Here is a 26327-nt window from a genome sequence, read left to right as displayed (position 1 = left end):
GGCCCCGGGCCGGTTACGTGACGGATCCGTTCCGGGGCCTTCGCGAGGAGTCGCGGTGCGCGTGCAGGGGTGCCCCGGTCGGGGCACCCCTGGACGCACCGGTGATCGGATCAGTCGGCGGACACGGGCTGACTCAAGTCGTAGAACGTCGCGGAACCGACCGTGACCTGGGTGAAGTTCTCCTCCACCCACGAGGTGATCTGACTCGACGTGGACGATTCGTCAGAGGGACCTCCGGCACCTCCCCGGCCGCCGCCCTCGCCGCCGCCGGCCGCGAAGTAGTGGATCTTCCCCGCGTCCACGTACTCCTGGAACTCGGCCAACGTGGGCGACGGATCGGTGCCGTTGAAGCCACCGATGGCCATCACCGGCTTCTCGACGGCCAGCTGGTAGCTGGCGGCGTTCTGCGCCCCGACGGCCGCGGCGACCCAGGTGTAGTCGTCCGCGTCGGCCGACAGCATCTCCTCGACCTCGGTGCCGACCTGGGAACCGTTCAGGAGGCCGCTCATACCGCCACCCCCACCGCCGCGTCCGCCACCCGCGCCACCACCCTGGGTGCCGCCTTGGCCGCCGGGCGCGCCGTCCGTTCCGGGTGCGCCGGCTCCGCCGGTGTCGTCCCCGTCCGGCCTTCCCTGCCCGCCGGGTGCGCCCTTGCCGCCGGGCTGCCCCTGGCCGCCCTGGGCTCCTTGGGTGCCGGGGACCCCGCCCGCCGGGGCACCGGCCCCGCCCGGCGCGGCGGCGCGGGCGTCGTCCCCGCCGCCTCGGGTGGTGGCGGCTCCGGCCGGACCGGCCGTGACAAGGGATCCGGTGTGCCGCTCCTGGAGTGTGCTGAGGGTGTAGGCGGTGGGACCGGCGAGGGCGGCCACCAGGCCGAGGCCGGCCGCGGCGAGGGCCAGCCGGCTTCCGAGCCGGCCCACGAACACCAGGCCGAGGGCCGCCGCGAGACCGCCGACCAGCACCAGCCACTTCAACCAGGGCAGGTAGTCGGGCGTGCGGTTCAGGAGCACGTATCCCCACGCGGCGGTCGCCGTGGCCGCCGCCGCCAGGCCGAGCGCCGCCCAGGTCTCCTCGCGCCGGCGCCACAGGATCACGGCGCCCATGCCGACGACGGCGGCCAGGTAGGGCGCCAGCGCCACCGTGTAGTACTCGTGGAAGATGCCCGCCATGAAGCTGAAGACCAGCATCGTCACGACCAGGGAGCCGCCCCAGACCAGCAGGGACGCACGCGTGGGGTCGGTCCGCCGCGCCTTGCGGGTCAGCACCAACGCGAAGACCAACAGGATCAGCGCGGCCGGCAACAGCCAGGAGATCTGGCCGCCGATGGAGTCGCCGAACATACGGCCGATACCGGTGTCGCCCCAGCGTCCACCGCCGCCGCCGACGCTGCCGGTCTCCTCGCCGTTGATCCGACCGAGGCCGTTGTAGCCGAAGGTCAGCTCCAGGAAACTGTTGTCCTGCGAGCCGCCGATGTACGGGCGGGACGCGGCCGGCCACAGCTCGACGATCGCCACCCACCAACCGCCGGAGACCACGATCGCCACGGCGGCGAGGGCCAGTTGCCCGATCCGCTTCCGTACCCGCACCGGCGCGCACACGGCGTAGACCAGGGCGAGCGGCGGAAGGATCAGGAAGGCCTGGAGAGTCTTGGTCAAGAAGGCGAAGCCGATGGCCACCCCGGCCCACACCAGCCACTTGGTGCGCCCGTCCTCCAGTGACCGCACCACGAAGTAGCAGGCCAGGGAGAGCAGCAGCGCCAGCAGGGCGTCAGGGTTGTTGAACCGGAACATCAAGGCGGCGACCGGGGTCAGCGCCAGGACACCGCCCGCGATCAGTCCCGCCGCGGGGCCCGACCGACGACGGACGGCGGCGTGGACCACGGCGACCGTGCCGACGCCCATGAGGACCTCGGGGACGAGGATCGCCCACGAACTCAGTCCGAAGATCTTCACCGACAGAGCCATCGGCCACAACGAGGCCGGGGGCTTGTCCACCGTGATGGCGTTCGCCGCGTCCAGGGACCCGAAGAAGAACGCCTTCCAGGACTCGCTGCCCGCCTGGACGGCGGCCGAGTAGAAGGAGTTGGCGTAGCCGGAGACGCTGAGGTTGTACAGGTAGAGCAAGCCGGTGGCGAGCAGCAGGACGATGAGGGCCGGTCGCGCCCAGCGGGGATCGGAGGCCCTCGCCTCGGGCGGATCGTCGCTCGGCGCGCTCCGCTGCGGGGTCGGGTGGTCCTGAAGGGTCATCGTGTGTCCCGGTGACTGGAGAAACGGGCTGAACCGGTGGAACGGGTCGAACCGGTGGTGTCGGGTGCGTCGGGGAAGCGAGCGGGAGGCGTCGCGCCGCTGAGGTTCGCCGGGTACGCGGAGCCGGCGGGAACGGACACGCCGGGGGCCTGCGGGACCCGGGCCGCGTCGGGACCGGTCGCGTACGCGGATCGCTCGTGACCCGGTGCCCGCGTCGGGTCGGGGCCGTCCCCGGCGGCGGGGCGGAAGACCCAGGCACGGAAGAGCAGGAAGCGCAGGACCGTCGCCGCGAGGTTGGCCACGATCAGCACGGCCAGCTCGGTCGAGTGGGCGGGATCGGTGGTCGCGGCGTTCAGCGCGGCGAGCGAACCACTCGTGAGCGCGAGCCCGATACCGAACACCACCAGACCCTGCGCCTGATGGCGCATGGCCCCGCCGCGTCCCCGGACGCCGAAGGTCAGCCTCCGGTTGGCGGCGGTATTGGCGACCGCCGAGAGCAACAGTGCCAGGGCGTTGGCCACTTGTGGGCCGGCAAGCAGCCGGAATCCGCTGTACAGCAGCAGATAGGTGAGCGTGGAGAGCACACCGACCACGCAGAAGCCGACGAACTGCCGGGGCAGGCCACGCGGCACGTCCGCCAACTCCCGGTCGCGCGGATCGTCGCCGAAGGGTCGGGTGAGCCGCTCCAGCGGCAGGGCGCCGGTGGCCAGGGCCTTGCCGACCCGCCAGACTCCCTTGAGGTCGTCGGTCGCCGTCCGGACGATGTTGACGGAGGAGTCGGGGTCATCGACCCAGTCGACGGGCACCTCGTGGATTCGCAGACCCGCGCGCTCGGCCAGGACCAGCATCTCCGTGTCGAAGAACCAGCCGCTGTCCTCGACCAGCGGCAGCAGCACCTGGGCCACGTCGCGCCGGATCGCCTTGAAACCGCACTGGGCGTCGGAGAACCGCGCCTGGAGGGAACCGCGCAGGATCAGGTTGTAGGAACGGGAGACGAACTCCCTCTTCGCTCCCCGCACCACCCGGGAACTGCGCGCCAGCCGCGACCCGATCGCCAGGTCGGAGTGGCCCGAGATCAAGGGGGCCACCAGCGGCAGCAGGGCGTTCAGGTCGGTGGACAGGTCAACGTCCATGTAGGCGAGGACCGGCGCGTCCGAGGCGGACCAGACGGTGCGCAACGCCCGCCCCCGCCCCTTGCGTTCCAGGCGGACGGAGACGACCTCGGGCAGTTCCGCGCCGAGCCGGGCGGCCTCGCGCGGGGTGCCGTCGGTGGAGGCGTTGTCCGCGATGGTGATCCGGAACGCGTACGGGAAGGTCCGGGCCAGATGGTCGTGGAGCCGGCGGACGCAGGGCCCCAGGTCCGTCTCCTCGTTGTAGACGGGGATCACTACGTCCAGGACGGGTGCTCCGGCTCCCCCGGCCGGGAGGTGCTCCCGCGCCGGCAGGGTGCCGGGAGAAGAGTCGGTTCGCATGCGTCCCAATGTGCTCAGGACGTCTGTTCCGCCCATGTGGTCACGCTGTGGTGGAGCTGTGAGGTGACGGGTCGCCGTTCGCGGACGCGCCCGACGCCTCCGGAGCGGCGGAGAGCGCCGGCAGACACAGGGTGAAGACGGTGCGCCCGGGCACACTCGCCACGGTCACCGTTCCGCCGTGGGCCGACGCCACGGCCCGCACGATGGCGAGCCCGAGGCCGGTCGACCCGGTGGCACGGGAGCGCGCCGAGTCACCCCGGGCGAACCGCTCGAACACGCGAGGGAGCAAGTCGGCCGGGATGCCCGGACCGTCGTCCTCGACGTCCACGCGGACCCAGGAGCCCTCCCCCCTCACCCGCGCGGTGACCACCGTGTCCGGCGGGGTGTGAGTGCGGGCGTTGGCCAGCAGGTTCACCAGCACCTGCTGCATCCGGGCGGCGTCGACCGAGGCATGAACCGGCTCCTCGGGCAACTCCAGCCGCCACCGGTGGCCGTCCCCCGCCACGCGGGCGTCGCTGACGGCGTCCACCACGATCGGCACCAGGTCGGTGGGCTCGAACCGCAGGGGACGCCCCGCGTCCAGCCGGGCGAGCAACAGCAGGTCCTCCACCAGCCCCGTCATGCGTCCGGCCTCGGACTCGATCCGGTTCAGCGCGTGGCGCGTGTCGGGCCCGACGGGCTCCCCGCCCCGGCGGGTCAGTTCCGCGTAGCCGCGAATGGAGGCGAGCGGGGTGCGCAGCTCGTGACTGGCGTCCGCGACGAACTGCCGCACCCGCGTCTCGCTGCGCTGACGGGAGTCCAACGCGCCGTGGACGTGGTCGAGCATCCGGTTGAGGGCCACGCCGACCCGACCCACCTCGGTGTGCGGATCGCACTCGCTCTCCGGGACCCGCTCCCGCAGGTTCACCTCTCCCGAGTGGAGGGGCAGTTCGGAGACACGGGTGGCCGTGTCGGCGACCCTGCGCAACGGCCTGGTCGCCAACCCGACCAACACCGTGCCCGCCAGTGAGGCGGCGACCAGACCCGCCGCGGTGACGCTGACCTCCACGAGGACGAGCGTGTTGATGGTGTCGGTCACGGACTCGGTGGGCAGTCCCACGTAGAAGGAGCCGTTGGCTCCCCGACGGAACACCACCTGGTACTCCTCCAGGCCCGGCAGGTCGACGGTGTGCGGCTCGCCGTCCCGTGGGACGTCGGCGAGCGCGGCCAGTTGGTCGGCGTCGAGTTCGACGGGGTCCGGTCGCTTGACGCCTTCCTCCCACTTGGCCTGGCCGACCATGCCCCCGGTGACCTGGCCGCCCTCGACGGTCGCGCCGATGGCGCTGACGTCCTGCGGCCCCGTGGTCACCAAGGGCATCAGGGCGCTCTGCCCGGCCCCCGTGTCCGGACGGTAGGGACCGTCGGCGATCGGCTTGCCCGCGACCCGTGACGCCGCGTCCCTCACCTGCCCGTTCAGCTCCTCGTACAGATAGGAGCGCAACGCCACGGTGGTGACCGTGCCGATCACCGCGCACACCACGGCGATCAACACCACGGACGCGACGACCAGCCGCGTCCGCAAGGTCCGCGGCCGAGGTCGCCGACGCACCGTCACGACGCCGCTGGCTTGATCATGTAACCGGCGCCACGGCGGGTGTGGATCATCGGCTCCCGCCCGGCGTCGATCTTCCGGCGCAGGTAGGAGATGTACAGCTCGACGATGTTCGCCTGCCCACCGAAGTCGTACGACCAGACCCGGTCGAGGATCTGCGCCTTGCTGAGCACCCGCCGGGGGTTGCGCATCAGGAAACGCAACAGCTCGAACTCGGTGGCGGTGAGGTGGATGCCGTCCCCGGCACGGGTCACCTCGTGACTGTCCTCGTCCAGGGTGAGATCGCCGACGACCAGCAGGGACTCCGAGCGCCGGTCCGCCGCGCCCGAGCGGCGGATCAACCCCCTCAGCCGGGCCACCACCTCCTCCAGGCTGAAGGGCTTGGTGACGTAGTCGTCACCACCGGCGGTGAGACCCGCGATCCGGTCCTCCACGGCGTCCTTGGCCGTGAGGAACAGCACCGGCACCTCGGGCAGGTCCCGGCGCAGCCGGCCGAGCACGCTCAACCCGTCCATGTCGGGCAACATCATGTCCAGGACGACGGCGTCCGGCCGGAACTCCCGCGCGGACCGGAGGGCCCCGTGTCCGTCGCCGGCGCTGCGGATCTGCCAGCCCTCGTAGCGGAGGGCCATGGAGAGCAGCTCGGTGATCGACTGCTCGTCGTCCACCACGAGTACCCGGACGGGGCTCCCGTCCGGCCTCAGCAGTTCGGTGCGCCCCTGGGGCGAGGTCGTGGTCATGCCGGACACCATGGCGAGCCGCGCTGAGAACACTCTTGTGCCATTCTGTGATTCTCCTGAGAATTCGCACAGGATGGCGGCGAAGTCAGCGGAGTCGGTGATGACGACGGGCCGGCGCCCCCGCACCGTCCGTCACGTGATACCGAACAGGCGCGCCCCGTTGTCGTGACAGACCGCCCGCAACCACGCGTCGCCCAACCCCAGGCGCTCCAGGACCCGAAGCTGGTGGGAGTAGGGGTGAGGGATGTTGGGGAAATCGCTTCCCAGCAGGACGCGGTCCCCGAGCCCGGCCAGCCGCGGGAGCGCCCGCCGCGGAAAGGGGGCGAGCCGCTCGCACAGATCCGTGAAGGCCATGGTCGTGTCGAGGCACACGGCGGGATACCGCTCGGCCAGGTCCAGGAAGTCCTCGTACTCCGGTGTGCCGAGGTGCGCGACGATCAGCCGCAACCGGGGATGGCGCGCCAGCACGCGCGCGATCGGCTCCGGCCCGGTGTGCTTGCCGGGGGCCGGGCCCGAGCCGCAGTGGATCACCACGGGCACACCGGCGTCCGCGAGGACACCCCAGGCCGCGTCCAGCGCCTCGTCCGCCGGGTCGTACGCTCCCACCTGCACATGCGCCTTGAAGATCCGCGCCCCGGAGGCCACCGCCCGCTCCACGTAGGCGGTGACGCCCGGCTCCGGGTAGAGCGTGGCGGTGCGCAGGCAATCCGGTGTGCGGCCGGCGAAGTCGGCGGCCCAGTCGTTGAGCCAGGTGGCCATGCCCGGCTTGTGCGGGTAGATCATGGCCGTGAAGGCGCGCACGCCGAAGCTCCTCAGCAGCGCCACGCGCTCCTCCTCGGCCCTTCGGTAGGTGATCGGCCAGAGGATCCCCCCGGTGAGCGGCCCGACGCCGTCGAAGTAGCTCCACACCTTCCGCATCACGCTCTCGGGCATGAAGTGCGTGTGGACGTCGACGAGGCCCGGCACGCCCAAGTCGGCCGCGAACGCGCGCACCTCCGCCGCTTCTTCGGTGTCGCCGTGTCCGCCCTCCCTAGCCTGGGAGGCTCGGGCGAGGTTCTCGGACCCCGTTTCGTGGTCGCACATGAGTCCACCATGCCCCGCCTCGGACTCGGCGAACCCGAACCAGCAGGCCAAGGGCCACGGACACGGCGGGCTCCCTCGACGCTCGGCGCGCGTGGGCGGTACCGCAGGGGGCGGCCGACTTCGCCGTCAGCCCCCCGAGACGCGAGAGGCCCCGGATCTCTCCGGGGCCTCTCGCCTGTGCGCACTCGGCAGGATTCGAACCTGCAACCTTCTGATCCGTAGTCAGATGCTCTATCCGTTAAGCTACGAGTGCTTGTCTTTCTCGCCGTCTGCCGCTTCCGGCTCCGCCGGTCGCCGCTCCGGCGACAGAAAGAACACTACATGACCACCGCCGCCATGTGAAATCCACCCCTCACACCTGTTGTGAGCTGGGAAGACCACTCGACGAAGGCCCGCGCCCCGGCGTCGGGCGACCGGTGCTCGCGGCACCGCCCGACGCCCGTCACGCGAACGGGAGATCCGACGGTCGCCACCCGTGGTCACGCCGGGCGTTCGAACGAAGACCCCGCGTGCCCATCGACCTCAGGGGCCGGAGAGCCCCGACAGAGGGGCGCCCGACGGGCCGCCACCGCCGAGCGCCCGCCCCGGCCCAAGGCGAGGCGACCTCGCAAAGCCCGCCGATGGACCCGGTGACGACGGGACGCCCGCGAGCCCGACCGTCCACCCCGCTACGCGCGCTTACTCCTCTTCGGGGAAGTCTGACCGGTTTTGAGATGGAGGGGGGATTTGTCCGGCATGCTGTTCCCCGCGACGGGGCCCCGGTCGGCGGGGCCTCCGCTTGGGACGAAGGAGCAGGATGCGAGGCAAGAAGGCTCTCGGCGCCGGCGCTCTGGCGCTGGCTCTCGTGTCAGGGGTCGGCTGGGCACAGGCCGCGGACACCAAGACCCCGGCCGAGCCAAAGGCGGCCTCGGTCGCCGGGGCCGCGATCAACGGCTACCAGCTGATCAGGCTGCCGAACGCGAACGTGCCCAACTTCCAGCGTCGGACGGTGTACTGCCCGGCCGGAAAGGTCGTCATCGGCGGAGGCGCCGAGGCCCAGGGCAGCGACGCCATCCTCGTCGGCTCGTTCCCGACCGACGACGGGCGCGGTTGGATCGGTCTCGGCCGCCAGAACATGTACGGCAGCGTCGGAATCTCGGTGTACGCGATCTGCGCCTACCCGTCCTGACCCACCCCCGACGCCCCCGCTCCCCGGCGGAGCGGGGGCTTCGCGGCGCCCACCTGTCGCCGGAGACCGCGCCGCCACGGCGGTGCGGGGGCATCGGTCGCGCCGTGGAGGCGTTCACGGCCACGGGCGGCGAGCCCCGGGCAGGCGACAGCGGCGGCGAGACGGTGAAAACCACACAGGGAGTCCGGCGAATCAGCCGGACTCCCTGTGTCTGGGGCGGAGGCGGAGGGATTTGAACCCTCGATGGGGGGTAAACCCCAAACCGCATTAGCAGTGCGGCGCCATAGACCGGACTAGGCGACGCCTCCCCACGCAACGGTCTCGCGCGAGCGCCGCCGTGCGTGCCGATGATGACACAGCCGATCGCGGTGTCACCAATCGCCCCCTACCGTACTAGGCGGGCGGGCGGCGGGGCAAAGCCCGTCACCCGGTGGAACACCTCCCGCGCAACGTACCGGGCCCCGGTGCGTTGGACAGGACATGTTCCGACTCACTCGCGCCATCGGCGCCGCCGTCCTGTCCGGCGTCATCGCTCTCGTCCCCTCCGCCTCGGCATCGGCGACACCCGACGCCCCGGACCGTCCGACGCCGGCGACGCCGCCCGCCCGCGACGCCGACCGACTGATCGTGACGATCACGGGCGCGGGCGCGACGTCGGACGGGGTCCACGAACTGCGCTGCCGGCCGACCGGCGGGAACCACCCGGCCCCGGAGGCCGCCTGCGCCGCCGTCGAGCGGGAAACGCGTTCCGGTGCCGACGTCTTCGCCCCCGTGCCGGAAGGAACCGTCTGCACCCTCCAGTACGGCGGTCCGGCGGTGGCACGCGTCTCGGGTACCTGGGGCGGCGTCGACGTGGACGCCCGCTACGACCGCGGCGACGGTTGCGAGATCGCGCGATGGGACCGACTGGTGCCCCTCCTGCCCGACATGCGGTCGGACCGGGGGATCTGGAAGGCGACGGACGACACTCGCCGGTCCGCGGCTCGGGAGGCGACGGGAGCGTGGAGGCTCGAAGAGGTGCTCGGTGGCGCGTGGCCGGGCGCGCTCCGCTAGGCCCCGGTCCTCGCGGGCTCGGGTGCGCCGTGGCGTGGGAGCCCGACATGGCACGGGGCCCGGGCGGCCCGCGAGGGGCCGTGAGGCCGCCCGGGCAGGGCCGCGCGTTCGCTCCCGCCACCTCGCGCGACGTCCCCTCGTCCGTCGCCGCGAACCCCGCCCCAGCCCGTAGACTCCCTCGCGTGACACCCCGCGGGCCGCTTGGCAAGATGGCCCGAGCGGTCGGCAGGTGCGGTAAATGGGAGGAAGGCGTCTCGTGAGCAGCAGGCCATCCCGAGGCGCTGCTCGCCTCGCGGCGATACTCGACGCCCTCCCCGACGCGTTGGTCCTGGTCAACGCCAACGGCACCGTCGTCAACGCCAACACCATCGCCTTGGAGGCCTTCGAGGCCCCGGGAACCGCTCTGGTCGGGCGGGGTCTTCTGGACCTGCTGCCCGATTTCGACTCCAAGCTCATCCCCGGGTCCATGAGGCGACCGGACCACCTCGACCCCCGGGCCCGGACCAAGCCCACCCGGATGCGGGCGCGAAGGACGGACGGCTCCGAGTTCCCCGTCGAGGTGACGAGCGCCAACCTCGAATCGGGCCAGCAGGCGTACGACGGCTACGGACACTCCGGCGCCGAGCTGCTCATGCTCGTCGTCCGCGACCTCACCGGCACCGTCGACACCGAGGCCGAACTGGCCCGTTCGCAGCGCCAGACGGAGATGATCCTGCGAGCCGCGGCGGAGGGGGTCGTGGGCACCGACACCGACGGTCGGATCGTGCTGGTCAACCCGGCCGCCGCCCAGATACTGGGTTACCGGGCCGGGGAGTTGGGCGGACGCGAACTCCACACGCTCGTCCTCCACTCGCGCGCGGACGGCTCTCCCTTCCCCTTCGACGAGTCACCACTGGCCGACACCCTGCGCTCCGGTCGCAAGCACCGCGTCCGCGGGCAGGTGTTGTACGCCAAGGACGGCGGCCCGGTGCCCGTCGACCTGACCACCTCGCCCGTCCGCGACGGCGACCAGCTCGTGGGGGCGGTGATGACCTTCACCGACCGCCGCCCCTACGACGCCGTGGTACGGGAGAAGGAGGCCGCCGAGCGCGGCCACGCCGAAGAGCTGAAGCGCCTCGCCGAGGAGCACGCAGGCGAACTCGCCGCGCTCCGCCGGAACCACGAGTCCGCCTTGGCCGAGGCCCAGGACGAGCACCGACGGACGCTGACCGCCCAAGAGGAGCGACACGCCGCCCTCGGCGAGCGCGAGGCGCGTCGTCACGACGCGTTGAGCGCCCGGCACGATCAACTGCTCACACTGCTGGGGGACTCGCTGCGCGGGCCTCTGGAGGAACTGCGTCGCGAGCTGTCGGCGCTCGCCGCCGACGACGCCGGCCAACTCTGGCCCGAGGCCAACCAGGTGCTGCACCACCTCTCCGCCGGCTACTCCCGGATCACCACCCTGATCGACAACGTCCTCGACTACCAACGACTCGACGCCGAGGGCGGCGGGATCTCCCGGGAGTCGACCCCGCTCGACGCGGTCGTCTCCGCCGGCGTCGACGGTGCCGTGGAGCTGGTGGGGCCGGGGCGACTGCAGTTCGCCGTCCACGCGCCGCCGATCGAGGCCCGCGTCGACCACCGGCTGCTCGCCACCGCGCTGGCCCATCTCGTCGCGGACGTCGCCGGCGTCGACGCCACCGGCAACGCGCCGGTGGCGACCGGCGGATACCTGGACAACACGGTGGTGATCGCGGCGGCACAACGCGGTCCGGTGGCCCGTGTCGAGGTGCGCGGGCCATACGCCGGAGGAGATCCGGTGCATCAGCCGATCGTGCGGGGGATCGTCCGTGCGCACGGTGGCGTGTTGCAGACGCACGACGTGCCGGGCACCGGCGTCAGCGCCTACGTCCTGGAAGTCCCGCTCGACGCGACCTCGCGGACGGCCCGATCCGATCACGAGGACACCGACACGGAAGCCGAGCGTCGCCGGGTCGCCGCAAGCCCCCCCGCCCCCGGCGACACCACACGCGACGCCGAGGCGACGAAACCCCCGCTCGGCGGAACGACCCCGACCGACACGGGGAACGCGGCCCGAGGCACCGAACCGAACTCGGCCGGAGGCGGTCGCCGCCGAGCCCATCGGTCGTCGGTGGACGCGTTCCTGGAGAGCGAGGTGCCCGGCCCGACCACGCCGGACGAGGCGTCGGAGCGCCCGGACGGCGTCCCGACCGGACGCCGGCGACGGGCGGCGGGGCAGGAGGTCGCGCGCGTGCCCGCGCAGGCGACGGGCGGACACGCCGACGGCACGGGCCGTCGACGAGGGCGACCGGCCGAGGGTTCCGGCTCGGACGTCGCGGAGGGTGCCGTCACCACGGCGGCCGAGCACGCGGCGGGTGCCGCGGCCTCGGGGCACGGTCTCGGCGGGACGGTACCGCCCGGAGGCGTGCCGACGACACCGCAGAACCTGCCGGCCTCGCCCCGCCCCCGGGGGGCGCTCGCCTCCTCCGAGCACCGGGCACGCCATGAGTCCCCCGCTCGGCACGCGCTTCCGGCCGCGCGCCCGGCGCCCGGCGGGGGGGAGGCGCGCACGGCTCCGGCGCACGGTCGCCGACAGGCCCCCGCGGCCCGGGAGACGGGCGGCGGCGCCCAGGACACCGAGGCGCGCCAGGTCTTCGCCCTGCCACCCGCCGCGGCCGACCGGAGGGACGGCTCCGCCGCTGGCGTCCCGGACCGGGAAGTGCCCCGCCCTCGGGCGGGAGAGCCGGCACCGGTGGCGCCTCCTTCCCCGGCGCCTCCTTCCCAGGCGTCCCCGCCGCGCGCGGGCGAGGCCGCGCGGAACACGGTGCGCGACCGGCTGCCCACCCGGCCGGCGCCCCGGCGTTCCGACGAGCCGGGCACCGACGAACGGATCGAGCGGGCCCCCTCCTTGGAGGGGGTTGGTCCGCCGCTGCCCCGCCGCGAGGCTCCCGTCGCCGCCGCGGCGCGTGTCGCCCCCGCCCCCTCGGTGCCGGGTGCCCGCGTGGAGGCCGCGCCGGCCGTGCCGTCCCCGACTCCGGCCGGTGGCTCGGCGCCCGCCGCCTCGCGGCCCGACCCGGCCCCGGCGCTCTCGGGATCCGGCCCGGCCGAACGCCCCGCGGACGCCCCGCCCGCGGACGGGGGGGCGGTCGAGGAGGCCGCTGCGGCATCCGATCCGGCCCCGGACGCCACACCGAAGTGGTCGCTCCCGGCCGCTCCGGCGGCGGCGCCGACGGCGTGGCCCTCGGCTCCGGGGAACGGTGCGCGGGGGGCGGTCGATCCTGACACGCCGGAGGCAGCCACCCCCTCGGACGGGGCCCCCGCTTCGGCCGAGCCCTCGCCGACGCCGGTGCCCGGGGCGACGCGCGCCCCGTCGGTCCCGCCCGGCGCGACGCCCCCGACGTCCCTCCCGAGCCGGGCTGACGGACCCAGGACCCTGGGCGGGGGCCTCCCGCTGCCCCCGGAGAACGGCACCAGGGCCGCTCAGCCCCTGCCCGCCGAAGCGGCCGGAGCGGACTCGACGGCCCCGGACGGCCCGCAGAACGGCGCGATCAGCGTCCGGACCCTGGGCCAAGGCGTTCCGTTCAACCGTCCGACGGCCGCGGCCGAAGCGCCGCTCGCGGGCACCGCGCCGCCGTCGAGCGGCCCCGGGCGCCGTCGCAAACTGGCGGCCCCGCCCGACTCGACGGCGGACGGACCGGAGCGTCCGGCTCCGCTCGGGCGGGAGAAGGGGCGGGCGTTCTCGCCCCCCGCGGGCAGGACCCCGTCCTCGGGGTCGGCCGCCCGTCGGCGGCCCACCGCGCCGGCCCAGCGGCCCGCGGCGGCCGGGCCGCTGCCCGCGCCCGAAGCGGGCGGTCGTTCCTACGCGATAGGCGCGCCGGACGAGAACGCCTCCGAGGGCCCCGAACCCCTGGACGGTCCGGGCGGTGCCGTGGAGGTCCCGAACACCCCGGGGACCCCCGCGATGGACGACGAACTGCCTCCGGAGCCGCTGGACAACCCGCGCCGTGTGCTGGTCTGGCCCGCGCCGGACGGCGCCACGCAGCGGGCGCTGAGCGAGCGCGGGTACCGTTCCGTCGTGGCGCACTCGCGGGAGGACATCGACTCCCAGCTCGCCTCCTCGCCCGCGGCGCTGTTCGTCGATCCGCTGACCCGCCCGATCACGCGTGCCGCGTTGCAGTCGCTGCGTCAGGCCGCGGTCACCGCCGGAGTGCCGGTGCTGGTGACGGCGGGCCTCGGTCAGGCGTCGCGAGAGGCGGCGTACGGCGCGGATCCCGCCGTGCTGTTGAAGGCGCTGGCGCCTCGGGACAGCGAGCAGCATCCGCCGCGGGTGCTGCTGATCGAGGAGCACGCGGAGATCTCGCTGGCCCTCACCGGGACGCTGGAGCAACGAGGCATGCAGGTCGCGCGCGCCGCCGGGGACGCGGACGCGGTCGCCTTGGCGGGGCAGTTCCGGCCGAACCTGGTCGTGATGGATCTGACGCAGGTCCGCCTCGACCGGACGGGGATCGTCGACTGGCTGCGCGGCAACGGGCGACTCGACCGCACGCCTCTGGTCGTGTACACGGCCGCCGTGGAGCGTGCCGACCTGCCGCGACTGGCGTCGGGCGAGACCGTGTTGTTCCTGGCGGAACGGTCGACGAGCCCGGACGCGCAGTCACGCATCGCGGAGCTGCTCGCCAGGATCGGGACCAACTGACGCCCGGCGCACGACGCGACGCCGCCCCCCCCCCCGCGACACGGCCGGTTTCGGCTCTGCGCAGCGAGGCGGGTCGGCGGGCGAGGCGGGTCGGCGAGGAGCCGATGTCAGATCCGCGTCACGTCGAACTCTCCCTCCGCGTACTGCCGGCGCAGCACCTTCTTGTCGAACTTGCCGACGCTCGTCTTCGGCATCGTCCGAAGGATCGTCCACCGCTCGGGGAGTTGCCACCTGGCGATGTTGCCCTCGGCGGCGAGGAAGGTTCGCAGTGTCTCGAAATCACCGACGGCGCCCTCTCTCAGGACGACGGTGGCCAACGGGCGCTCTCCCCACTTCTCGTCGGGCACGGCGACGACCGCCGCCTCGACGACATCCGGGTGGGCCATGAGCGCGTTCTCCAACTCGACGGAGGAGATCCACTCGCCCCCGGACTTGATGACGTCCTTGGCCCGGTCGGTGAGAGTGAGGAAGCCGTCGGCGGAGAGCGTGCCGACGTCACCGGTCTTGAGCCAACCGTCCTCGCTGAACTTGTCGTTCGGGCGCATCGGCTCCGCGTCGGGTCCGTTGTAGTACGACCCGGTGATCCACGGACCGCGCACCTCCAGCTCGCCGGCCGACTTGCCGTCCCAGGGCAGCGTCGTGCCGTCGGGGCCGGTCAGCCGGGCCTCCACACCGGCCGGGAAGCGGCCCTGGGTGAGGCGGTAGGCGAACTCCTCCTCGGGGCCCGAGGCGTGGGCCGGAGGACGGGCGACCGTGCCCAGCGGCGACGTCTCGGTCATCCCCCAGGCCTGGCAGACCCGCATGCCGAGTTCGTCGAAGGCCTTCATCAGCGAAGCCGGGCAGGCGGAGCCCCCCATGGTGACCTGTCCGAGCGAGGAGACGTCCCGAGGGCGAGCGGTCAGCTCGGCGAGGAGACCCTGCCAGATGGTGGGCACGGCGGCGGCGTGGCTCGGCCGCTCGCTCTCGATCATCTCGGCGAGCGGTCCGGGCTGGAGGAAGCGGTCCGGCATCAGCATGTTGACGCCGGTCATGAACGTGGCGTGCGGCAGGCCCCACGCGTTCACGTGGAACTGCGGCACCACGATGAGGGAGGTGTCCTGGTCCGTCAGCGCCATCGACTGCGCCATGTTGACCTGCATGGAGTGCAGATAGATGGAACGGTGGCTGTAGACCACGCCCTTGGGGTCGCCGGTGGTCCCGGAGGTGTAGCACATGGCGGCGGCCTGGCGTTCGTCCAGCCGGGGCCAGTCGTACACGGTCGGCTTCCCGGCGATCAGCTCCTCGTAGGCGTGCACCCGAGCCGTGCCCGCGCCTTCGAGGGCCGTGAGGTCGCCGGGTCCGATCACCACGACGTGCTCGACCGACTTCAGGTGCGGCAGCAACGGGACCAGCAGGGGCAGCAGCGTGCCGTTGACGATGACCACCCGGTCGGCGGCGTGGTCGACGATCCAGGCGAGCTGCTCCGGGGGGAGCCGGAGGTTCAGGGTGTGCAGGACCGCCCCCATGGAGGGGACGGCGAAGTAGGTCTCGACGTGCTCGGCGTTGTTCCAGGCCAGAGTGGCGACCCGGTCTCCCTCCACCACGCCCAGGTCCTCGCGCAGGGCGTGGGCGAGCCGTGCGGCACGGGCCCCGATCTCGGCGAAGCTGCGCCGGTGCGGCTCGGCCTCACCCGTCCACGTGGTGACCTGGGAGTTGCCGTGGATCGTCGATCCGTGGATCAGGATCCTGGAGATCAGCAGCGGTACATCCTGCATCGTGCTCAGCACGGCGTCCTCCCGGGGCGACGTTGCCCGCGCGTGTCCCTACGCGGTCGACAAGGTTGCGCCGATTCTGCGCCCGTACCCGGCGGTATGTCACTAGGCGCCGGTGATCGATCATCGAGTGGGTCCGTCGGGTCACCACCGACCGGCCCGACGAACACCCCCGTCACCGGATCGGATCCAGCTCCGGGTCGTCCCGCAGTCGAGCGAGGGCTCGCGACACCGCCGACTTCACCGTCCCCACGGAGACACCGAGAACCTCGGCCGTGCGCGCCTCGCTCAGGTCCTCGTAGTACCTCAGGACCACCATCGCGCGCTGTCGCGCCGGAAGCCTGAGGATCGCCCGCCACACGGCGTCGCGCAGCGCCTGCCGCTCCGACGGATCACCCTCGATCGAACGCGGCTCGGGCGGCTCGTCACAGCAGTACTCCTCCACCCGCCGCCTGCGCCACTGCGAGGTCCTGGTGTTCACCAGCGTCCGACGGACGTAGCCGTCCAGCGCACGGTGGTCCTCTATGCGCTCCCACGCGACATACGTCTTGACCAGCGCCGTCTGCAACAGATCCTCGGCGTCGCTCGGGTTCGACGTCAGCGACCGCGCGGTGCGGGACAACGCCGGGTGCCGGGACCTGAGGTAGGCGGAGAACGACGGATAGAGCGTGGTCCGCGTCACCGGGCCGGCGGTCTCCGAAACGCTGGTGCGGAGAAGTGTGGTCATGGCCCCACGCTAGGAGCGAGCGCCCGCCCGCGAATCACCCTCAGGTCCCGAGTGGCGTCCCCCGCGAGATGGAGGGGTGGCGAGGGCCCCGCCTCCCGAAGGTGGAGAGGAACCGTCGAGAAGATGAGGGGACCACCGGGGGCACCCGGAGGGCACGGGCCGGCGCGGCGTCGGGACTCATCCGTCCGCCGTCAGGACCATCCCCGACGTCGGCACGCCCGTGCCCGAGGTCACCAACGCCCGCCGCGCGCCCGGCACCTGGTTCGCCGCGGTGCCCCGCAACTGTCGGACCGCCTCCGCGACTCCGTTCATGCCGTGGAGATACGCCTCGCCCAACTGACCGCCGTGCGTGTTGATCGGGAGCCGGCCCCCCGTCACCAGGTCGGGGCCCTCACCCGGTCCGCAGAGACCGTAGCCCTCCGCCTGCATGAGCACGTACGGCGTGAAGTGGTCGTAGAGGATGCCCACGTCCACCTCCTCCGGCCGCACACCACTGTCCCGCCACAACCGACGCGCCACCACCGGTATCTCGGGGGGGCAGGCGGGGTCGCCTCGGTAGAAGCCGGTCATCTGCTCCTGGGCGCGGCCCGCACCCTGCGCCACCGCGGCGACCACCACGGGCGGTCGCCGCAGGTCACGGGCCCTCTCCAGCGAAGTGACCACCAACGCCTGTCCGCCGTCGGTCTCCTGGCAGCAGTCCAGCAAGCGCAACGGTTCCACGATCCAGCGGGACGAGCGGTGTTCGCGGAGCGTAAGCGGCCTTCCGTGGAAGTACGCGGCCGGGTTCGTCGCCGCGTACCGACGAGCCGCGACCGCCACCTCTCCGAACGCCTCCGGCCTCGCCCCGTACCGGTGCAGGTAGCGTCGCGCCGCCATGGCGGCCCAGGACGCCGGTGTCAGCAGACCGAAGGGCAGCGTCCACCCCATGGCGACTCCCTCGGCGGACGGTTCCCGCCCCCGCACACCGGACCCGAATCGGCGCCCGGACCGCTCGTTGAAGGCCCGGTAGCAGACCACCACCCGGGCGGCCCCGGTCGCCACCGCCATCGCCGCCTGCAGGATCGTGGCGCAGGCCGCTCCACCCCCGTAGTGGACCCGGGAGAAGAAGGTCAACTCGCCCATCCCGACGACCTGCGCCACGGTGATCTCCGGGCTGGTGTCCATCGTGAAGGTGACCATCCCGTCCACGTCGGCGGGGCGCAGACCCGCGTCGTCGAGCGCCGCTCGCACCGCCTCCGCCGCCAGCCGCAACTCGCTCCGCCCGGACGCCTTGGAGAACTCCGTCGCACCGATCCCGGCGATGGCCGTCCCGGCCTTCCCGATCACGCGGACGCCCCCTTCCCCAGGGCCGCCCCAGGGGGAGCCGACCCGCACGGGGCAGGGGCCACCGTCACGGTCGCCTCCACATGACGGCCCCGACCATTGCTCCCGACCACCTCCACGGTCGCCGATCCGCCCGGGCCGGGCTCCACCACACCGGTCAGCACCAGCGTGTCGCCCGGGTGGTTGGGTACCCCCAGGCGCACGGCCACACGCCGGGGCAGGACCCCCGGGCCCAGGCGGTCGGTCACGTAGCGACCGACCAGACCCCCTGTGGTGAGGATGTTCATGAAAATGTCCGGCGCTCCCTTCGCCCGGGCCGCGTCCGGGTCGTGATGGACGTCCTGGTAGTCGCGCGAGGCGATGGCGCCGGCGACGATCAGCGTGCGCGTGATCGGGATCTCCAAGGGAGGGAGCACCGTGCCGCCCCGCCCCCCGGGGCGCGCCGAGCTGTCCGGACCGGTGGCGCGCCCCGAGTCGGCGGCGCTCTCCGGCGCGTCCGTCCCGGCTGGGTTCGCCTGGGCGTCCGCCCCGGGGATGTTCGCCCGCCCGACCGGCTCCGACAGCCCGACGCCCGCGGCGCGCCGCGTCTCGGGGCGGAAGACCGGAAGCACCGACTCCTCGTCGCACCGGCGGAAATCGAGCCGCACCGGCATGCCGATCCGTACCTCCTCGTGCGGGACCCCGACGAGATCGCCGACGATTCGCACGCCCTCCGCCAGTTCGATCAGCCCCACGGCGTGGGGCTGATCGAAGGCCGGGACCCGGGGATGGTGCACGACGACGTAGGAGTACACCACGCCGACTCCACCGGCCTCCACGGCGCTCCATCGGGGATCGCCGCAGTCGTTGCACCCCGGCAGCCAGGGAAACCTCAGGGAGCCGCACCGATCACACCGCTGCACGAGCAGGCGCCGCCGGTCGACGCCGTCCCAGAACCCGGAGTTGTCGCGGTTGACCACCGGACGCGGTCGCCGGGCGACGGCGGAAACGGACTTTTTGGGGGCGTACTTGAGAATGCGCAAGCGGTGGGTGCCGACCGGTTCGTCCCCTACGCGGACCTCGGTGCGGGTGGTGACGAAGTGGCCGACCCCCAGCCGTGTCGTCTTCCTCGGCGAGACCGACTCGATCACTCCGTCGAAGCCGACCTCGTCCCCCGGCCGCAGGGGACGGTGGTACTCCTGGACGCAGTCGGTGGCCACGACCCCGGTACAGCCCGCGCCGTCGAGCAGGGCTAGGAGGTCGCCGAACGGCTCGGCCCGCGAGGCGGCTCCGGACATCCCGGCCATGGTCCAGACCTGGAGCATGGTGGGAGGGGCGACCGCTCCAGGGCCGGTGTACGCGGGATCGGCGTCCCCGAGCGCTTCACACCAGTGCCGGATCATCGGCAGGTTGACGGGATCGAGCCCCCGGCCTCCGACCGTAGCGCGCCGCCCCTCGTAGGCACGCACTCGCCGTTCCAGTCCGTCGTCAGGCTCGTAGGTCACTGGCTCCGCACCTCCTCGACGCGTCTGACTGTTCGTCAGGTCCGGCACGGTGTCAAGGCGTCTCCCCGACGCGCCCGTCGGATCGCGCCGTGGCATGCCGCCGGACCGACGCGGGTGCGCGGGTGCGCGGGTGCGCGGGTCGACCGGAGGCGGGGGCTCCCGGCACTCGGCTCCTGACCCGGGCCCGTTGGCTCAGCCGCCCCGCGGTCGCGGCGCGGCACTCCGTGGCGCGGATCGAGCGGCGGCACCGGGCGTACCGCCCGGAGTCGAGGTGAACGGCGCGGATTCCGCACGCGACCGTGGCCGGACCGGATCAGACACGGTTCTCGGCCTCGCCACCGAGGCCGAGAACCGTGCCCCGGGAACCGACCCGTAGCAGCACACGGTCACCCTTCGGTCCGGACCCCACCACTGGTCCACGCTGCCGAGGAACTCCCACCCGAGGCTCTCGTAGAGAGCCCTCGCGGCGGTGTCATGGGCCGCCACGTCCAGCACCGCGCGCAGACCGAGACCGTCCGCGTGCCGGACCGCCCTGGAGAGAAGCAGCCCACCCAGTCCGTGCCCGCGGGCCGACGGCGCGACGAACAACCGGTTCACCACTGCGGCCTCTTCGACCCGCCGCCCCGTTCGGTCGCTCCACGCCGCCGGCGCCGCGTCGGCGGGACCGCTCCGGGACAACCCGACGTGACCCACCGGACACCCGTCCGCCTCCGCGACCCAGGAAGCCAGCGAGGAGCACGGCGTGAGCCAGGAGCGCGGGTCCTCGGGCCAGTCCATCGGGTACCCATCGGCCCGATGGACCTCCGCGAGCACGCCCGCACAGCCCTCGACATCGCGAGCGGTCCTTCTCCGGACTCGTCGGGCCGCCACCAGCGGGACGGCGTCGTCTCTCTCCATCGATCCAGCAAAACACGGCACGTACGGAGCCGTCGCATCGGCGACCGGCGGCCCGAGACGCCGTCACATCGCGGCCGTGGACAACCGCTTCCGTACCGCCGCGCTCAATCGCCCGTCAGTACGGGAACGACCACGGCGGCCACGGCCGACATCAAACCCCCCACTGCGAGCACGCCGTTGAACTTCTCCTTGGCCGTGGGGAAGATGGCGCGCCCGGCATTCCCCACCTTGCTGCGCAGCACGATCATCCGGATCTTCTGCCAGCGGTGTTGGCGTTTCGAACAACCCATCAACACCCCATAGGCGTTGTTACGACAGTAGGTCCGCCCGTCCCGGTTGACCGCCCCACACCAGACGGGCACCTGGAAGGCGGCATAGGCCGAGACGCCGACGGAGAGGGCCACGATGCCCGGCAACGCCCATTGCTGGCTCCAGGCGACGACCAACGCCGCGGCCACGATGTAACCCCAATAGAGACGGACCAGTTTCCCCATGGACGCGGAGATTACCGGCCGGAACTCTGCGGCGACAGAGGAAAATGCCACAGCTCGCCCCGGCGGAGGATGTGGCGGCCGGCGATCGGGCCGAAACACACCCGGGTGGGACTTCCCGACCGGGAAGGACGTCGAGCCGAGATCCGCTCGGCCATGACAGACCACCTCACGCGCGCGGGCGAGCCGGTCGCCAGGACCTGGGGGGATTCCCGGCCGCGGATCGATCCGATCGCCGATGGAGGAGAAGGGAGCCGACGGCCAGGGCCGGACGGATGCGCAAGGGGTGCCGCTCACGAGAGCCGCACCCCTTGTGGTCGGCACGCGTGCCGACCCACGGGCGGTGGGTGTGGGATTTGAACCCACGGTGACATCGCTGCCACGACGGTTTTCAAGACCGTTCCCTTAGGCCGCTCGGGCAACCCACCTCGCCCCCGTCCCACCTGGGGCGGGGCGCCTACAGACTACCGGCCTCGGGCCTCGCCCGGCGGCCGTGGTCCACACATGGCCCACGGACTCCGCGTCGTCGGGGCCTCCGCGGGCGGCGGCCCACCGCCGGATGTCGGGGCGGACCCCCCTGTCCGTCGACGAGCGTCTCCGGCGCCGAGTACCGGCCCGCGGGGAAGCCCGGCCGGTCGGCGGGGCGGGTCAGTCGTCACCCACCCTGGAGCCGAGGGTGAGTTCGGTGGTGCGCTCGGTGCCGTCTCGCTCGTAGGTGACCGTGACCTCGTCGCCCGGCTTGTGCGTCCAGATCTCGCCGATCAACGTCGGACCGCTGTCGATCACTCGATCGTCCAACTTCGTGATCACGTCACCGGGCTCCAGGCCGGCGGCGGCCGCGGGACCGCCGCTCTCGACGGCCTTGCTGCCGCCGACCCCCTCCTCGGTGATCTGGGCCCCGCTCGTGGTCTCCTCCAGGGAGACGGAGGCGCCGATCTTCGCGTACACCGGCTGGCCCGTTCGGATCAACTGCTGGGCGACGTACTCGGCCTGGTTGATCGGAATGGCGAAGCCCAGACCGATGGAGCCGGCCTGCCCCGCGCCTCCCAGGCCGTTGCCCGCGCTCTGGATGGCGGAGTTGACGCCGATCACGCTGCCCTGGGCGTCCAGCAGCGGCCCCCCGGAGTTGCCGGGGTTGATCGAGGCGTCGGTCTGCAGGGCGCTCATGTAGGAGGCCTTGCTGGCGGCGCTGCCGTCGGTGGAGGCGACCGGGCGGTTCTTGGCGCTGATGATGCCCGTGGTCACCGTGTTGGACAGGCCGAACGGGGCTCCGATGGCGATCGTCGAGTCGCCGACCGCCACCTCGTCGGAGTCGCCCAGGGGCAGAGGGGCGAGGTCCGACGGCGCGTTCTCCAGCTTGATGACGGCGACGTCGTAGCCCTGGGCATGGCCCACGACCTCGGCGTCGTACTTCTTGCCGTCGGGGAACGTCGCGGAGAGCCGTCCGCCGTCCACCGCTCCGGCCACCACGTGGTTGTTGGTGACGATGTGTCCCTGCTTGTCGAAGACGAAGCCGGTCCCGGTGCCGCCTTCCCCGTCGGTGCTCTCGGCCTGGATGGTGACGGTACTGGGCAGCGCCCCCGCCGCCACCGCCGCCACCGTCCCGTCGTCCCGCTTGAGGGATCCGCCGGTGTCGGAGGCGGACACCGTCGTCGAGCCGGTCCGGTCGCCGTTCCTCGCCAGGGTGTAGCCGAGGCCCCCGCCCAACGCGCCCGCCACGAGCGCGGCGACCAGGACCGCGGCGACCGCGCCGCCGCGACCGCGCCCGTCGCGCGGCGCGGGCGGTTGGTACGACGCGCCCCATCCCCCGCCGCCGGGGAGGCCCGGACCCTCGCCGCCGGCGTGGGCTCCGGGGGGCGGCGGACCGAAGGCCCCGGGGCCGGAAGCGGAACCCACGCCGAACCCGTCACCCGTGGAGGCCGGCGGTGACAGGGGTGGGGGCGGCGGCCAGGACGGGTCCGGAGGCGGTCCCTGCTCGGAGGCGTCGGAAGGCGGCGGGGCCGGTTGCCGCGAAGAGGCGGATCGAGGGTCCACCGGCCCGGGGGGAGCGGACGGGGCCGGGGGTACCTCGGTGCCCTCGTTCTCGGTGCTCACAGCTCTCTCCTCGATCCGCGGCCTGTCGTTCCGACCGGCGCCGCCCACGCACGTCGTACCGGCCCCGGTGGTCCGGCACGTTCCCACCGTACGGGTACCTTGCCCGCCGTCAGCTTTTCCCACCGGCCGTCAGAGCACCATAAGCGGTCCCTGTGGAATCGGGCATTCCCCACCCGCGCGTGCCGTGCCCTCACCCCGAGGAGGGGAAGCGGGTCGGTCGGGGGACGTCGTGGAAGGCTCGCGGGGAATGCGCCGAGAACGTCCCTGGCTCGTCCACGCTCCCCGGGCGGTGGCACGATGGTCCGGTGACCCACGCGCGGCAGCGGCGAATCCAGGTGGTCGCTCACCGTGGGGCGTCGGAAGAGGCTCCCGAGCACACCCTGGTCGCCTATCGGAAGGCCATCGAGGACGGCGCGGACGCCCTGGAGTGCGATGTGCGCCTGACCGCGGACGGACAGTTGGTCTGTGTCCACGACCGGCGGGTCGACCGCACGTCCAACGGCCGGGGCGCGGTCTCCGCCCTGGAACTCGCCGACTTGGCCGCACTGGACTTCGGCTCTCGCAGGAAACGTACGGCCTGGTCCGGCCGGGCGGAGCAGCCCGAGTGGGAGCACTCTCCGGAGGATCGGGAGGCGACCTCGGTGCTCACTCTGGAGCGCCTCCTCGAACTGGTCGTCGACGCGGAGCGCCGGGTGGAGCTGGCGGTGGAGACCAAACATCCGACGCGTTGGGCGGGACAGGTGGAGGAGCGGCTGCTGGCCCTCCTGGACCACTTCGGCCTGGGCGCACCAGCCCACCGCGAGGAGTCTCGGGTGAGGGTGATGAGCTTCTCGGCCCGCTCCCTTCACCGGGTGCGGGCGGCGGCACCCACGCTTCCGGTGGTCCACCTGACCCAGTTCGCCTCACCGCGGCTGCGCGAAGGACGTCTCCCGCCGGGAGTCTCGATCGCCGGGCCCTCGATCCGCCTGGTGCGCGCCCACCCGTCGGCGGTCGCACGCCTCCGCGAGGCCGGGCACCAAGTGCACGTGTGGACCGTGAACGATCCCGACGACGTGCGGCTGTGCCTGGACCTGGGTGTGGACGCCGTCATCACGGACCGGCCCCGCCGCGTGCTGCGGCAGGTGGACGGCTGAGCCCACCGTCGTTCCCGAGACGAACGCCCGGCCGCCGCCGCACCGGGGGTCCGAACCCTCCGCCGGCGCTGCGGGCGCTCTCGCCGACTCGTGCCCGGGGGGGCGCACGCCCCGGCGGCCACGAACGGGTTTCCTCCGCCCGCTTCGGGATCGCCCCGGGGGCCTTGTGGCCTCCTGTAGAGGAAAGACGTCGCGGGCCTTGACCCCGAGGCGCGATCCGACGCATCCTCCACTATCGGCCACAGCGACGAAATCCGGCCAGACAGGCCGCCGCACCACCCCGGCACCATTACCAGGAGTGCTCCGGCGCGTTCGTTTCGTGTGCGCGCATGTCGAATGCGTCACCGGACGGGGACCGACCGGTTTCCGGTCGAAGTCGATGGGGCATCCACACCGTGGCGTGGGCGAAGGAGGTCTCGGGGGTGGCTTTGGTGGTGGCACAGGAGGTGCCCACGTCGTCGGGCATGGCCGTTCCCCATGGCCCCGCCGGCGTGGGCAGGGCGCGACGCCGGATGCGGGAGCATCTGCGCGGGGGCGGCGTGGCGGAGGGCGTCATCGACGACGCCGTGTTGATCCTCTCCGAACTCCTCAGCAACGCGTGCCGACACGGTCGGCCGCTCGGGACGGCCGCGGCCGGAGACGGCGTCGTCCTCGTCGAGTGGCGGATCGACGGCCGGGGCCGGCTCGTCGTGGAGGTGACCGACGGCGGCGGCCCCACCCGCCCCGCGCCGGCCACTCCCTCGGTGACGGCGCACGGCGGACGCGGGCTGAGCATCGTCACCGCGCTCGCCTCCGACTGGGGGGTCCGGGACGAATCCCGGGGCGAGGTGACCGTCTGGGTCGTCGTCCACCCGGATGTCCACGACCCCGACGCGGGACACCGCCGCGGCGACCCCCGCCCCCCCGCGACCGCCCGTACGACGGCGGACGGGCCACGGCTCGCCGAGGCACTCGACGAGTGCGGCTGAAGGCGCCGGCCACGCCCCGTGCGGGAGCCCGGGCCGACCCCCGGCACCGGCCGGCCACCGACCGCGACCGACCCTCGTCGCCGATCCGTACGCGTCGTCCACAGGGTCCCGGCGGCCGGGCACCGAACGGCTAGGCTCCCGCCGTACCGAAGAGCCGCGAACGGGAGACAGCGACGATGGCCAAGAAGCGACCGCAGACGAGGGCCGCACGCCCGCAGACCGACACGCAGGTTCCTGCCGTCGGCGCTCGTGAACCCTGCCCCTGCGGCAGCGGCCGACGCTACAAGGCGTGCCACGGGCGAGCCGCAGCACAGGCCGCCACCGAGCTGGTGCGGCGGCCCTTCGAGGGTCTCCCCGGAGAGTGCGACTGGGTGGCCCTGCGCGAGTTGGTACCCGCCGCCACCGCGCCCCTGTCCCTGAGCGGGGAACTGCCCGACGGCGTTCCCTCCGTCACCCTGGCCACCGTGTTGCCGATGGCCTGGCCCGCGTTGCGGCGCGACGACGGCTCCGTCCTGATCGGCCTGCAGAACGACACGGCCTCGGGCGACCTCAGTCGGGACCTCGCCGACACCCTGAAGCGTGCGCTCGCCGCCGAGCCGGGGACACCCGTCCAGGCCCGCCGGGTTCCCGCGGACGCGCCCCGCCTGCAGGACCTCCTCGACCCGACCGCCGCGTTCGAGCCGACCGTGCACGAGGGTTTCGAGTTCTGGGTTCCGGACGCGGAGCATGCCTCGCCCGAGGTGACCGCCTCCCTGGAGCGGGCCAACGAGGCGGCGATCCCGACCGTGCGCCTGCGGGGTGTGGACGCCGCGTACTGGTGCCGGACGCCCGACAAGAACCACCTGCGGTGGGTGATGCCGCATCCCGAGGAGCGGCTTCTGGACGCTCTCGCCCGCCTGCACGCGGCCGGTCGGTCGAGTATCGGCCAGGACACCCGGCTCGTCGGTTCGTTCCGTGCCCACGGGCTGACCGTTCCGGTCTGGGACCTGCCCAGTTCCACCACCGCCACCGATGTGGAGAAGCCGGCCGTCGAGTTCGCCGAACGCCTCGCGGACGCCCTGGCCGCGACCGCCCCGCTCACCGCGGACGAACGCCGGGCCCGCGGAGGCCTCACCAACCGCCAGGTCACACTCAGCTGAGCCGCGTCGGGGCCGAGGGCGGTTCGGGCGTGTCGAGGGACGAGCACCCCGCACGGCCGCCTCGGCCGTGCCGTGACTCCGGTCACAGAGCCGCAACTCCTTCGCACGACAAGCCAGTAGCTGACCGGAAAAGCAGAGATCGAATTTGCTAACAGCCGATCTCTTGTTACCGTTCCCGTAGCCCGGTTGCTGGTGCATCCCCCGTCGCCAGCAACCGGGTCTTTCCATGCCGTCCCCACGGCACCACCGCGCACCACCCCGACTCGCCCTCGGT

16 protein-coding genes, 3 tRNA genes and 2 pseudogenes are annotated in these 26327 nt (G+C 72.9%); 6 read left to right on the top strand and 15 right to left on the bottom strand.

Going from position 1 to position 26327, the window contains the following annotated elements; translation table 11 throughout:
• Positions 1 to 110: 110 nt before the first annotated feature.
• From JEK78_RS11225 to JEK78_RS11200, 6 genes are all read right to left on the bottom strand, one after another.
• Positions 111 to 2243 (bottom strand): glycosyltransferase family 39 protein, encoded by a 2133-nt coding sequence (locus tag JEK78_RS11225; RefSeq protein ID WP_200258091.1) that lies wholly within the window; start codon positions 2241 to 2243, stop codon positions 111 to 113.
• Positions 2240 to 3715 (bottom strand): bifunctional glycosyltransferase family 2/GtrA family protein, encoded by a 1476-nt coding sequence (locus tag JEK78_RS11220; protein ID WP_200258088.1) that lies wholly within the window; start codon positions 3713 to 3715, stop codon positions 2240 to 2242. The genes JEK78_RS11225 and JEK78_RS11220 overlap by 4 nt, the downstream gene beginning before the upstream one ends.
• 40 nt (positions 3716 to 3755) lie before the next feature.
• Positions 3756 to 5309, bottom strand: coding sequence for a HAMP domain-containing sensor histidine kinase (locus tag JEK78_RS11215; RefSeq protein WP_200258086.1), 1554 nt, complete (start codon positions 5307 to 5309; stop codon positions 3756 to 3758).
• The gene (locus tag JEK78_RS11210) at positions 5306 to 6046 is read right to left on the bottom strand and encodes a response regulator transcription factor (RefSeq protein WP_200258083.1); all 741 of its coding nucleotides are present in this window, start codon (positions 6044 to 6046) and stop codon (positions 5306 to 5308) included. The genes JEK78_RS11215 and JEK78_RS11210 overlap by 4 nt, the downstream gene beginning before the upstream one ends.
• Before the next feature lie 132 nt (positions 6047 to 6178).
• Positions 6179 to 7129 carry an amidohydrolase family protein gene (locus JEK78_RS11205; protein WP_200258080.1) on the bottom strand — a complete coding sequence of 317 codons (951 nt, stop codon included), beginning with the start codon at positions 7127 to 7129 and terminating at the stop codon, positions 6179 to 6181.
• A 180-nt stretch (positions 7130 to 7309) separates the two neighbouring features.
• Positions 7310 to 7382, bottom strand: a tRNA-Arg gene (locus tag JEK78_RS11200).
• Between the two features lie 543 nt (positions 7383 to 7925).
• Here JEK78_RS11200 and JEK78_RS11195 point away from each other — a divergent pair.
• On the top strand, positions 7926 to 8297 hold the full coding sequence (locus tag JEK78_RS11195; protein ID WP_200258078.1) for a hypothetical protein: 372 nt from the start codon (positions 7926 to 7928) through the stop codon (positions 8295 to 8297).
• Between the two features lie 217 nt (positions 8298 to 8514).
• Here the strand turns inward: JEK78_RS11195 and JEK78_RS11190 are convergent.
• Positions 8515 to 8605: transfer RNA gene (locus JEK78_RS11190), tRNA-Ser, on the bottom strand.
• A gap of 172 nt (positions 8606 to 8777) precedes the next feature.
• On the opposite strand from JEK78_RS11190, the gene JEK78_RS11185 reads away from it, so the two are divergent.
• Positions 8778 to 9350, top strand: coding sequence for an SSI family serine proteinase inhibitor (locus tag JEK78_RS11185; protein ID WP_200258075.1), 573 nt, complete (start codon positions 8778 to 8780; stop codon positions 9348 to 9350).
• A gap of 256 nt (positions 9351 to 9606) precedes the next feature.
• Positions 9607 to 14046 carry a PAS domain-containing protein gene (locus tag JEK78_RS11180; protein WP_200258072.1) on the top strand — a complete coding sequence of 1480 codons (4440 nt, stop codon included), beginning with the start codon at positions 9607 to 9609 and terminating at the stop codon, positions 14044 to 14046.
• A gap of 107 nt (positions 14047 to 14153) precedes the next feature.
• On the opposite strand, the gene JEK78_RS11175 is transcribed toward JEK78_RS11180, so the two are convergent.
• The 8 genes and pseudogenes from JEK78_RS11175 to JEK78_RS11140 form a co-directional block, all read right to left on the bottom strand.
• A complete protein-coding gene (locus tag JEK78_RS11175) occupies positions 14154 to 15800 on the bottom strand; it encodes a long-chain fatty acid--CoA ligase (protein WP_200264108.1) in 1647 nt (548 codons plus the stop codon).
• Between the two features lie 172 nt (positions 15801 to 15972).
• Entirely contained in the window at positions 15973 to 16524 is a 552-nt protein-coding gene (locus tag JEK78_RS11170; RefSeq protein WP_200258070.1) for a SigE family RNA polymerase sigma factor, read from the bottom strand.
• Positions 16525 to 16701: 177 nt separating this feature from the next.
• Complete coding sequence (locus JEK78_RS11165; protein WP_200258068.1) at positions 16702 to 17850, bottom strand: lipid-transfer protein; 1149 nt, start codon at positions 17848 to 17850, stop codon at positions 16702 to 16704.
• Between the two features lie 590 nt (positions 17851 to 18440).
• Positions 18441 to 19331: pseudogene (locus JEK78_RS23340) on the bottom strand (OB-fold domain-containing protein); the annotation flags it as partial.
• 192 nt (positions 19332 to 19523) lie between these two features.
• Positions 19524 to 20108: a GNAT family N-acetyltransferase gene (locus JEK78_RS11155; RefSeq protein WP_347341206.1), complete on the bottom strand. Its 585-nt coding sequence runs from the start codon at positions 20106 to 20108 to the stop codon at positions 19524 to 19526.
• Between the two features lie 224 nt (positions 20109 to 20332).
• Positions 20333 to 20722 (bottom strand): hypothetical protein, encoded by a 390-nt coding sequence (locus JEK78_RS11150; protein WP_200258057.1) that lies wholly within the window; start codon positions 20720 to 20722, stop codon positions 20333 to 20335.
• Positions 20723 to 21060: 338 nt separating this feature from the next.
• A tRNA-Ser gene (locus tag JEK78_RS11145) sits at positions 21061 to 21147 on the bottom strand.
• 220 nt (positions 21148 to 21367) lie between these two features.
• Positions 21368 to 22813: a trypsin-like peptidase domain-containing protein gene (locus JEK78_RS11140; protein WP_200258054.1), complete on the bottom strand. Its 1446-nt coding sequence runs from the start codon at positions 22811 to 22813 to the stop codon at positions 21368 to 21370.
• 305 nt (positions 22814 to 23118) lie between these two features.
• Here JEK78_RS11140 and JEK78_RS11135 point away from each other — a divergent pair, with 305 nt between their 5' ends.
• The 3 genes and pseudogenes from JEK78_RS11135 to JEK78_RS11125 all read left to right on the top strand — a co-directional run bounded on the left by JEK78_RS11135 (position 23119) and on the right by JEK78_RS11125 (position 26053).
• Positions 23119 to 23946, top strand: coding sequence for a glycerophosphodiester phosphodiesterase family protein (locus tag JEK78_RS11135; protein ID WP_200258051.1), 828 nt, complete (start codon positions 23119 to 23121; stop codon positions 23944 to 23946).
• A 336-nt stretch (positions 23947 to 24282) separates the two neighbouring features.
• Positions 24283 to 24914: pseudogene (locus tag JEK78_RS11130) on the top strand (ATP-binding protein).
• Between the two features lie 176 nt (positions 24915 to 25090).
• Positions 25091 to 26053 (top strand): DUF5926 family protein, encoded by a 963-nt coding sequence (locus tag JEK78_RS11125; protein WP_200258047.1) that lies wholly within the window; start codon positions 25091 to 25093, stop codon positions 26051 to 26053.
• Positions 26054 to 26327: the final 274 nt, after the last annotated feature.

Origin of the sequence: Streptomyces sp. HSG2 (assembly GCF_016598575.1) — a bacterium.
Taxonomy (GTDB): Bacteria; Actinomycetota; Actinomycetes; order Streptomycetales; family Streptomycetaceae; genus Streptomyces.
This window is presented reverse-complemented; position numbering and strand designations above follow the sequence as displayed.

Excerpts from the sequence above, each read along its gene's own strand:
- JEK78_RS11205 (WP_200258080.1), bottom strand. The coding sequence starts at position 7,129 with ATGTGCGACCACGAAACGGGGTCCGAGAACCTCGCCCGAGCCTCCCAG.
- JEK78_RS11155 (WP_347341206.1), bottom strand. The coding sequence starts at position 20,108 with ATGGACTGGCCCGAGGACCCGCGCTCCTGGCTCACGCCGTGCTCCTCG.
- JEK78_RS11125 (WP_200258047.1), top strand. The coding sequence starts at position 25,091 with ATGGCCAAGAAGCGACCGCAGACGAGGGCCGCACGCCCGCAGACCGAC.
- JEK78_RS11175 (WP_200264108.1), bottom strand. The coding sequence starts at position 15,800 with ATGCAGGATGTACCGCTGCTGATCTCCAGGATCCTGATCCACGGATCG.
- JEK78_RS11210 (WP_200258083.1), bottom strand. The coding sequence starts at position 6,046 with ATGACCACGACCTCGCCCCAGGGGCGCACCGAACTGCTGAGGCCGGAC.
- JEK78_RS11185 (WP_200258075.1), top strand. The coding sequence starts at position 8,778 with ATGTTCCGACTCACTCGCGCCATCGGCGCCGCCGTCCTGTCCGGCGTC.
- JEK78_RS11170 (WP_200258070.1), bottom strand. The coding sequence starts at position 16,524 with ATGACCACACTTCTCCGCACCAGCGTTTCGGAGACCGCCGGCCCGGTG.
- JEK78_RS11220 (WP_200258088.1), bottom strand. The coding sequence starts at position 3,715 with ATGCGAACCGACTCTTCTCCCGGCACCCTGCCGGCGCGGGAGCACCTC.
- JEK78_RS11150 (WP_200258057.1), bottom strand. The coding sequence starts at position 20,722 with ATGGGGAAACTGGTCCGTCTCTATTGGGGTTACATCGTGGCCGCGGCG.
- JEK78_RS11195 (WP_200258078.1), top strand. The coding sequence starts at position 7,926 with ATGCGAGGCAAGAAGGCTCTCGGCGCCGGCGCTCTGGCGCTGGCTCTC.
- JEK78_RS11225 (WP_200258091.1), bottom strand. The coding sequence starts at position 2,243 with ATGACCCTTCAGGACCACCCGACCCCGCAGCGGAGCGCGCCGAGCGAC.